Source organism: Glutamicibacter sp. AGC46 (assembly GCF_053543715.1).
Window position 1 is genome coordinate 325,366 of sequence record NZ_JBLVOJ010000009.1, and the last position, 6,592, is coordinate 331,957.

Annotated in this window: 6 protein-coding genes; 5 read left to right on the forward strand and 1 reads right to left on the reverse strand. The window is 57.7% G+C overall.

All coding sequences use genetic code 11. The annotated features are described in order from the left end of the window. The first annotated feature begins 215 nt into the window (after window positions 1–215). Together ACNPM8_RS04655 and ACNPM8_RS04660 are read left to right on the forward strand one after the other, a co-directional pair. On the forward strand, window positions 216–809 hold the full coding sequence (locus ACNPM8_RS04655; RefSeq protein ID WP_448939378.1) for a GNAT family N-acetyltransferase: 594 nt from the start codon (window positions 216–218) through the stop codon (window positions 807–809). Between the two features lie 86 nt (window positions 810–895). Then, window positions 896–1,162 (forward strand): hypothetical protein, encoded by a 267-nt coding sequence (locus ACNPM8_RS04660; protein ID WP_332488722.1) that lies wholly within the window; start codon window positions 896–898, stop codon window positions 1,160–1,162. A gap of 538 nt (window positions 1,163–1,700) precedes the next feature. Here the strand turns inward: ACNPM8_RS04660 and ACNPM8_RS04665 are convergent. After that, entirely contained in the window at window positions 1,701–3,371 is a 1,671-nt protein-coding gene (locus ACNPM8_RS04665) for an IclR family transcriptional regulator (RefSeq protein WP_400341694.1), read from the reverse strand. Between the two features lie 198 nt (window positions 3,372–3,569). On the opposite strand from ACNPM8_RS04665, the gene ACNPM8_RS04670 reads away from it, so the two are divergent. From ACNPM8_RS04670 to ACNPM8_RS04680, 3 genes are read left to right on the forward strand one after another with little or no spacing between them, the layout of a single operon-like run. Beyond that, on the forward strand, window positions 3,570–4,877 hold the full coding sequence (locus tag ACNPM8_RS04670; RefSeq protein ID WP_448939379.1) for an MFS transporter: 1,308 nt from the start codon (window positions 3,570–3,572) through the stop codon (window positions 4,875–4,877). Window positions 4,878–4,886: 9 nt separating this feature from the next. After that, window positions 4,887–5,864 (forward strand): hydroxyacid dehydrogenase, encoded by a 978-nt coding sequence (locus ACNPM8_RS04675; protein WP_359195254.1) that lies wholly within the window; start codon window positions 4,887–4,889, stop codon window positions 5,862–5,864. A 23-nt stretch (window positions 5,865–5,887) separates the two neighbouring features. Next, the gene (locus tag ACNPM8_RS04680) at window positions 5,888–6,538 is read left to right on the forward strand and encodes an RraA family protein (RefSeq protein ID WP_359195257.1); all 651 of its coding nucleotides are present in this window, start codon (window positions 5,888–5,890) and stop codon (window positions 6,536–6,538) included. Window positions 6,539–6,592 lie beyond the last annotated feature (54 nt).

Consider the following 6,592-nt stretch of genomic DNA (forward strand, 5'->3'; position numbering starts at 1 on the left):
CCCCCCCCGTTTCCTTCTGCCGCAACGCCTGCATGATGCCGGTGAGAACCTGCAGTGCCCAGGACAGCGCGGGGCCAGGTGCAGCGCGAATCATCCAGCTTGGCATGCAAGGCGCCCTCCGCTACGAAGGCCATCATCGACAAGACCAGGCAGATCCCAGTCGAGCGAACGTGGTGGCCAGGACCGCCTGGAAACCGTAGGGCTAGGCTTGGGGAATGGAAGATGCGCTGAAAAAGATCAGCTGGCCGGTACGCACTGAACGCCTGTCCCTGCGTCGCGTGAATTCGGCTGATGCGGGAGACCTCTGGCGCTACCGGCAGCTTGCCGATGTCACCCAGTGGATTACCGCTGGCCCAGCAACCCTGGAAGAATTCCGTTCGCTGTTCTTCGCGAAGGACTATCCGCTGAGGAACCTGGCTGTGGAACTGGACACCGGGCAGGGGACCCAGCTGATTGGCACGGTCATGCTGGATATCGTGGATGGCTGGGGGCAAAGCGAAATTGAGCAGCGCGCCAAGGGCGTTGAGGGCAACCTCGGCTGGAGCTTCGATCCCTCCTTCGGTGGCAAGGGCTACGCCACTGAAGCCGTTGCCGCTGCCATGGGCCTGTGCTTCGGCCCTCTTGGCCTGCGCAGGGTTACTGCCGAATGCTTTGCCGCCAATGAGCCATCATGGAGACTGATGGAGCGTTTGGGGATGCGCAAGGAATTCCATGGCCGCAAGGACAGCCTGCATCGCAGCGGTGAATGGATGGATTCCGTGGGCTACGCGCTGTTGGCTGAGGAATGGACGGCCCAGGCCTCCTGCTAAAGGATGAGGGATGGATCCTTGATCACCGGTGTGTTCTTTGAAAGGCTGGAAGAGAACAGCACCACCCCAGCGAGCTAGGCGGTCCCATGGGCAAATCAACGCGCACCAGTGTTCTTTTGGCGCTGGCAACCGCCGCAATTCTGCTCATGGCGCTGTCGGAGGAACCTACCTGGGGGTTGCTCGTAGGCAGCTGGACCTTGATGCTTTGGGGCTGGACTGGCAGTCCGAAGCCCCAGGAAATCACCGTCGATGCACAGGGGCTCTCACCCAGGGATGTGAAGGAATACCGCCGTCAGCATCCGGGCGCGACGATGGTTGACGCGATCAATGCGCTGGGGAAAACCAAGCAATAGCCAAAACTGTCCGTGCAAGGTAGGCATGCACGAAGGTGCGTGCTCGCGAAGCGAGCTGGATCGCCTTGCCGAACAGAAACAAAACACCCCAAACTGAGCCACCGCCCACAGATCGGCGATCGTGAACTGTCCTGCACTTGAGGTGCGAGCCGGAATGCATTGATGCTCGGGGATGGTCTTTCGTGTCGACAGTTCATTTTCGGCGATAGCTAGTCCGGGACGGCTTCATTGGCGTAGAGAATACTTGAGGGAGCCGGAAAATTCTGTTGGGCGAGCACGGTATGAACGACGCTGCTGGCTGGAGCCAAAAGCCATGAAAATGCGTGTTGCGGGGTCTTTCGCGTCATTGTTTCATGGATCGGGCGCATCGTTGCCTCCCTACCGGGTTGGGGGAGCTGGGTCTATGGCTTCGGCAATCGACCCCAATATCGGTTGGCCTGCCGCTGGCCTTGCCTGGTTGGTTCCGTTGCCGTGCAGGATTAGTTTTCGCGTCGGGTCCTTGCCGGCCTAGTGCGGGCCAGCAGCCGGAGCTTCGCGGCTATTCGACCGAGAGCAATCGCGTAATTTGGGCTGCGGCGCCTTGGACACTTTCAATGAGCAGATCCAGGTCGGTTTCCGGCAGACGCACCTGAGCGATGGTTGCTGTAACAGACCCCGCAATGACGCGATCTTGGAAGATCGGGGCGCTGATTCCAAACGCATCTGGCAAGCGTTCTCCATGGCCGATTGCCCAGCCGCGTTCGCGAATCTCCGCAAGATCCTTGGCTAGGTCCTTGCGGTTAACCGGTGTCTTCTCGGTCAGTGGATCTAGCGGAACGGAAGCCAGGACGCGCTCGTCGCAGAATGCCAGAATCGATTTTCCAGCGGAGCCCGCATGGAGCGGGATGGGAACGTTGGAGGCGAGACGGTAATGAAGCGGCTTGACGCCATTGATGACCAGCGTCATTTCGGCGTTCGCCGATTCACGACTGTATTCTGACAAGCCAATGGTTTCACCAGTTTCCCGGGAAAGATTCTCCAGAATTGGCCGCGCCATGGAAGAGAAGTCCAACTGCGGACCAAGCAATGCGGCCCAGTGCAGCAAGCGAGGTCCGGCTTGCAGCACCCCTGCGTCTTCGGTGGCGAGGCCTACAGCGACGAGGCTGGACACCAGACGGTTGGTCGTTGCGGGATTTCCATTGATTCTGCTCGCCAGGGACTTCCCGCTCGAAACGCTGAGGGGTGAGGTGCACAATGCTGTCAAAAGACGAACGACGCGTTCGAGTGCCGTTGCCCCTGCAGGATTGGTGATTCTGTCCGTGCTCTGCAGGGATACATCCGTGGCGTGGGAACTGGAGATCTGATCTGAGGCTTGGCGGACCATATGGCCGAATACGGTTAGGTCTTCGTCACTAGTCGAGTAGGTTGGGCGGGTTATCGAAACGGAACCGATGAGATTGCCAAAGGCAAAGGGCGCAGCTGCACCGGCAGCCAAGGGGAATTGGTGCCCGACGCTGATGGTATAGCCGACTTTTCGATCATGTCGCAGGAGCTTGCCCAGTTCCTCGTAGTCGGTCACTGTCTCCGCAGTTCTCGGCTCAAGGGGCAGCTGGCCGAGCGCTTCAATTCCGGTACGCGTGAGAATGGCTCTGCCAGTAGCGCCGGCATGGAGTGGAAGTTCGGTGCCTGGATCGAGGGAGTAGGCCACGGGACCAGGCTGGGAGTGCGATGTGAGCACGACGGCCTGCCGGTGCATCGCATCGTGGACAGCCATTAAAGCAGTGGCTCCGGTTTTGACCGAGAGGTCCTCGGTCAGCGTTCTTCCCAACGCAAAAAGCGGGTGGCGGTCCTGGAGAGCGCATGCTAGGACACTGAGCCTTGGACCGCAGGTATAGGTTCCTTGTGGCGAAGCGACAGCCAGCCCATGCTCGGTAAGCCCGAGGAGGATGCGGTTGATGGTGCTTCGGCTCGATTCGAGGGCTGAAGCGAGTTCGCGCACGCCGATGGCTTCGGTCCTCGTGATGAGAGCATGGAGAACCGCAAGAATACGCTCGTTATTGGCCACAATTTCAGTCATGACATTCCCGCCGAGACAATCGTGATAACACGTTCCCGGGCGATCCGTAATTCCTTTCCACCTAAGCACTATTTCCCAGAAAGCAACTCTGCCGTACCGGGAAACCTGAAGATGAGACTTCTCAATTCTCGCACGTCGTAGCTGTTCCACCATTGCCAGCATCGTTTATTGGCTCGCGGGTTTACCCGAGAATTCGATCGGCTTGGCTATCTGCTGCTGGGCTCTACCCCGGGGCAAGCGATCGGTAAATCGAGTTCATGCACTTGACACGACCATGTGCGTGCCCTCACACTCTAATTACATAATAGGACACTGTCCCAGTTTTTAAACTCATTCTGATTGGAGGCGACCATGACTTCGGTATCGGTCAAAGATGACTTGTACAAAAAGAAGGCAAAGAAAGCCACAGGAGTAGCCGTTCTCGGTACGTTTATCGAGTACTACGATTTCAGTGTTTTCGGCTACGTCGCGGCAACGATCGCAGTCGTATTCTTCCCGAGCGGCGACTCGATGGCAGGCATCATGAACACCTTCCTGGTGTTCGGGTCGGCATTTGTCGTCCGCCCGGCCGGTGCGCTCGTTTTCGGGCACATTGGCGATAAGTACGGTCGCAAGGCAAGCCTCATTGGCTCCGTGATCCTTATGAGCGTGGCAGCTGCCTTGATTGCGGTGCTTCCGACGTATGCGCAAATCGGACTATGGGCGCCACTGCTTCTGTGCATTTGCCGCATGCTGCAAGGATTCTCAGCAGGCGGGGAAATCGGTGGTGCTGCCAGCTACATCCGGGAGTGGGCCCCGGCGCAACGACGCAACTTCTACATTTCGCTGATTCCCAGCGTTGCCGTGATGGGCAAAGCCCTTGCGGCTGGACTGGCCGCGCTGGCTGCCACACTCGTGCCGGAGGCCGCAATGCTGGAATGGGGCTGGCGACTGCCTTTCCTGCTAGCTATCCCGTTGGGTATTGCCTGCCTGATCATGCGGCTCAAGATCGAAGACAGCCCCGAGTTCAGCCAGAAAGCCGCTTCGGAAACCCGCGAGCATACTCCACTTAAGGAGATGTTCCGGGACCATCGTCCGGCACTTGCCAAAGTGTTCTCCATTGCGCTGGTCCAGAATGTCGGCACGTACATTGGCACTGTCTTCGTTGCTACCTATTTCAGTTCGATTCTTGGATTCAGCAAGGCGCAATCATCAACAATCGTACTCATTGCGGTAATTGCAGCTGCCTTCTTCATTCCGGTCGCCGGACAGTGGGGCACCAAGATCGGGAGTAAGAAAATCCTTGTTATCTCCTACCTTGCATACATTGTCATCACCATTCCTTCCTTCTCGATGATGAACGCGGGAAGCATGAAATTGGCGATCCTGGGATTGCTGCTCGGGATGATCCCTTATGCGCTATGCCAAGCCGGCACCTATGCCTCGATGCCGGAATTCTTCCCTGTTGAGGTTCGCCAGACGGGAGTTTCCTTTGGCCACTCGGTTGGAGCGGTGCTTGGAGGCGCCGGCGCACCGTACGTTGCAACCTGGCTCATCGGGAGCACAGGAGACACTTTGGTCCCCGCCTACATGCTTGTGCTTTTCGGGCTCATCGGGCTTGCAGTAGTCCTGGGCACTGTCCGCACCAACGGCAAATCACTCTCCCATATTTACCGATAGGAATACCCAATGCCAGCAATATATGTTTCGGATGCCATCCATGCCGAAGCTTTGAAGAAACTCAGTGCTTTGGGAACTGTGTACCAGGGGTACGGAGAGCATGCAGTTGCATATGAGGCCGTCAGCGAGCAGATCGATGCAGTCATGCTTCGTGCTGAAATCTTCGATGCAGAAAAAATCGAAGCGTCTCCGAAACTCAAGGTCATCGCGCGTCATGGCGTTGGCACGGACAACGTCGACATCGAGGCGGCGACGCGTGCAGGTATCTGGGTCACCAGTACACCGGGAAGCAATAGCCGCGCAGTTGCCGAGCATGTTTTTGCGCTGCTGCTGTCTCTAGCGCGCAGAACGCCTTACGGCGTGCAAGCAGTCAGCCAAGGGAGCTGGTCTGAAGCCAAGCCCCACATGCTCGGATTCGAATTGCATGGAAAGTCCTTGGGATTGCTGGGCTACGGGAGCATATCCAGGATGGTTCACGCGATTGCAACAGGTTTCGGCATGAAAGTTCTAGTGCACGATCCGTTTGTCTCTGATAGCGACATACTTGCCGCCGGTGCCGGCCCCGCGGATTTCGACGCGCTCATCGCGCAGTCAGATGTGCTGAGCCTGCATCTGCCGCTAACCGATTCGACAGCAGAAATTATTAGTACCCAGGCGCTGGCGAATATGAAGCAGGGCGCAATTCTGGTCAATACTTCCCGCGGCGGGCTGGTGAACGAGCAGGCTTTGCTTGAGGCCCTGGAAAACGGCCACCTGCATGGAGCAGCTTTAGACGTCTTGCAGAGCGAAAGCGTTGATATGAAGAACCCGCTGCCGCATTCTGTCCTAGCGGCCGCCGGGCTGCCCAACCTCATCCTGACTCCGCACGTTGCTGGTCAAAGCGCCGAAGCATTCCTGGCTGCCGGCATCCAGGCATTCGAATCCATCGACAGCGCGTTGCGGGGCAAGGTGCCCTCAGCAGCACTCAACCTCGTGTCTTTGGTCTGAAGAGCAAGAAAAAAGGAAGAATAATGATCATCTCAGCCCCAACAGATTCCCTGCAGATAAACGCTGCGTGGGAGCGTCCAAACCCGGAAACCATCGCCAAGCTGTCACATTTTCCCGTGGCGCTCATAGCGGACGCGCAAGGGCGCATGGGAGTCATGAATTCAGCATTGAGCTCAATCACCACGGGCTTGGCGCTTTCTGGTTCCGTGCTTCCGATCCTGACGAGGGAAGGCGACAATCTGGCGATCCACCGTGCTTTGGATGATGCTCGTGAGGGCGACGTTCTAGTCATCAATGCAAATAGCGAAACCAACAGGGCTTGCTTCGGAGATATCTTGGGCGAACTGTGCGTGAGCAAGGGCATCGCTGGTGTCGTCATCGATGGCGCGACTAGAGACGTTGCCGACCTATCAGAACTTGGTCTGCCAGTTTTCGCCAGGGGCGTTAACCCTGCGGGACCGTTTAAATACGGGCCAGGAACCATCGGGCGTGCGGTGGCCTGCGGCAATGTCGTATGCAACCCCGGTGACGGCATCTTCGGTGATCAGGATGGGCTCGTCGTTGTCCCGTCGGCCAACCTTGAAATGGTGCTCGAGCTGACTATGGCGCAGGACGCCGCAGAAAATAACCTGCGCGCGCTGATTCCGTCGGAGGACTCCAGAATCAAGGCGTGATCGCGACTCGGCAAGTTCGCTAGGAATCTTGGCAGTATAAGAGAAGCGGCCGGC